Source organism: Bacillus sp. SG-1, assembly GCF_000181495.1.
Lineage (GTDB): Bacteria > Bacillota > Bacilli > Bacillales > Bacillaceae_B > Rossellomorea.
Genome location: NZ_ABCF01000148.1, coordinates 1 through 1,941, shown reverse-complemented (window position 1 = coordinate 1,941; position 1,941 = coordinate 1). Strand labels below are relative to the sequence as shown.

At 43.5% G+C, this 1,941-nt stretch carries 2 protein-coding genes; both read left to right on the top strand.

The annotated features are described in order from the left end of the window. Positions 1–533, top strand: a 533-nt coding sequence (locus BSG1_RS19250) for a sulfite exporter TauE/SafE family protein (protein ID WP_006838915.1), incomplete at its 5' end; no start/stop codon positions are given. 27 nt (positions 534–560) lie between these two features. After that, positions 561–1,931 carry a bifunctional metallophosphatase/5'-nucleotidase gene (locus BSG1_RS19245; protein ID WP_006838914.1) on the top strand — a complete coding sequence of 457 codons (1,371 nt, stop codon included), beginning with the start codon at positions 561–563 and terminating at the stop codon, positions 1,929–1,931. Positions 1,932–1,941 lie beyond the last annotated feature (10 nt).

Below are 1,941 nucleotides of genomic sequence, written 5' to 3'. Positions count from 1 at the left end.
ACAAGAGCTTCAACATGGAATCATTCAATTTATATTTTGGCTTTTTTATGATTCTGGTTTCTTTTATCTTGATGATCAGAAATAAGATTAAACCGATTGAAACGTTTAAGACAAGCAGTTATCAGCGGAGTTTTACGGATGCTGAAGGAAAAGAGTATACATATGGCTTTCCGCCTGTTCTGGGTGTGACTATAGCCTTTATTGTCGGTTTTTCCTCTGGTCTGTTCGGTATCGGCGGCGGTTCGCTGATGGTGCCTGCCATGATCCTGATCTTCCTGTTTCCTCCGCATGTCGCGGTGGCTACTTCGATGTTCATGGTGTTTTTATCTGCATTGGTCAGCTCGGCGACACATATTTATTTAGGGAATATTAACTGGTTGTATGCATTGGCTGTCATACCCGGTGCCTGGTTTGGCGCCAAGGGAGGGGCTTACTTGAATTCAAAGCTGCAGTCAGCTGCATTGGTCAACATTCTCCGGATCATTTTGGTGTTGATTGGAATCAGGCTTGTCTACCAAGGGTTAACGGGATGATTTTGTGTACGGAAGAAGGGTGAAAGAGTGAGAGAAACGATTCATATTTATCATACAAACGATTTACACAGCCATTTCGAAAATTGGCCGCGTATCCGTGATTTTCTTAAAATGAGAAAACAATGGCATCACGAAGCTCAAGATGAGGTACTCCTGTTTGATATTGGTGATCATGTAGACCGCTGGCATCCGTTTTCAGAAGGCACTCTAGGTAAAGGCAATGTGGAAATGCTGAATGAGGCTGGTTATGATGCTGTGACGATTGGCAATAATGAGGGAATCACATTTTCTTATAAGGAACTGAATGATTTATACGGGAATGCAAAGTTCGACGTATTATTGGCCAACCTTTATACGAAAGAGGAAAAAATTCCTTATTGGGCAAAGCCTTATAATATTTATGAAACCAAGTCTGGATTCAAAATAGGCGTCCTGGGTTTGACCGCCCACTTTACTCCTTTTTATAAACCATTGGGATGGAAAATATACTCGCCCATGGATCAGCTTAGTTTTTGGCTGAAAGAGCTGGCTCCTCAATCTGACATGATTGTGCTTCTCTCCCACCTTGGAATAAGGGATGATGAGTGGATCGCTGAAAAATTTCCTGAAGTGGATATCATCCTCGGAGCGCATACCCACCATATCTTTCATGAAGGCAAAGAAACGAACGGTACTCTCCTTGGTGCCGGTGGTAAACATGGAAACTTTGTCGGCCATATCATGGTGGAGCTGGATGTCCAGTCAAGAAAGGTCATTTCAAGAAGAGCTCAACTGTATGAACAGGATCAACTGCATGCCTCAAAGGACGAAGATCAGGAAATTAAAAGCTGGCATGAGAAAGGGAAGGTACTGTTGAATGACACGGTTACCGTTCTGAAAAATGACCTTGCAGCAGACTGGTTCGAGCCTTCAGAGCTTCCACAGCTGCTGACTGACGGACTGCTTCAATGGTGTGAAGCAGACTGTGCATTCTTGAACGCGGGACTGGTACTGGAAGGGCTGCCCAAAGGAGAGGTTAGCAGATTTGATATTCACCGGATACTTCCTCACCCGATCAACCCCTGTGTCATTAATTTGACAGGGGCCCAACTCAAAGAAGTGTTAAAAGCAACAAGAGATGAAGAGCTCCATCATCTTCAGGTAAAAGGACTAGGGTTCCGAGGGAAAATAATGGGTGAGTTCGTCTACACTTCTGTTGGATTTGGAAAGGATATTGGGCACATCTATATCAATGGAAAACTGATTGATCCTCATAAGACGTATAAACTGGCTACAACGGATATGTTTACATTTGGTCACTTCTTTCCGGAACTCCAAAGAGCGGAGAAACACTATTTCATGCCGGAATTTTTGAGGGATGTCTTAACCTGGAAGCTTAAAGAGACTAATACTCTTTGAGCCCTCACCT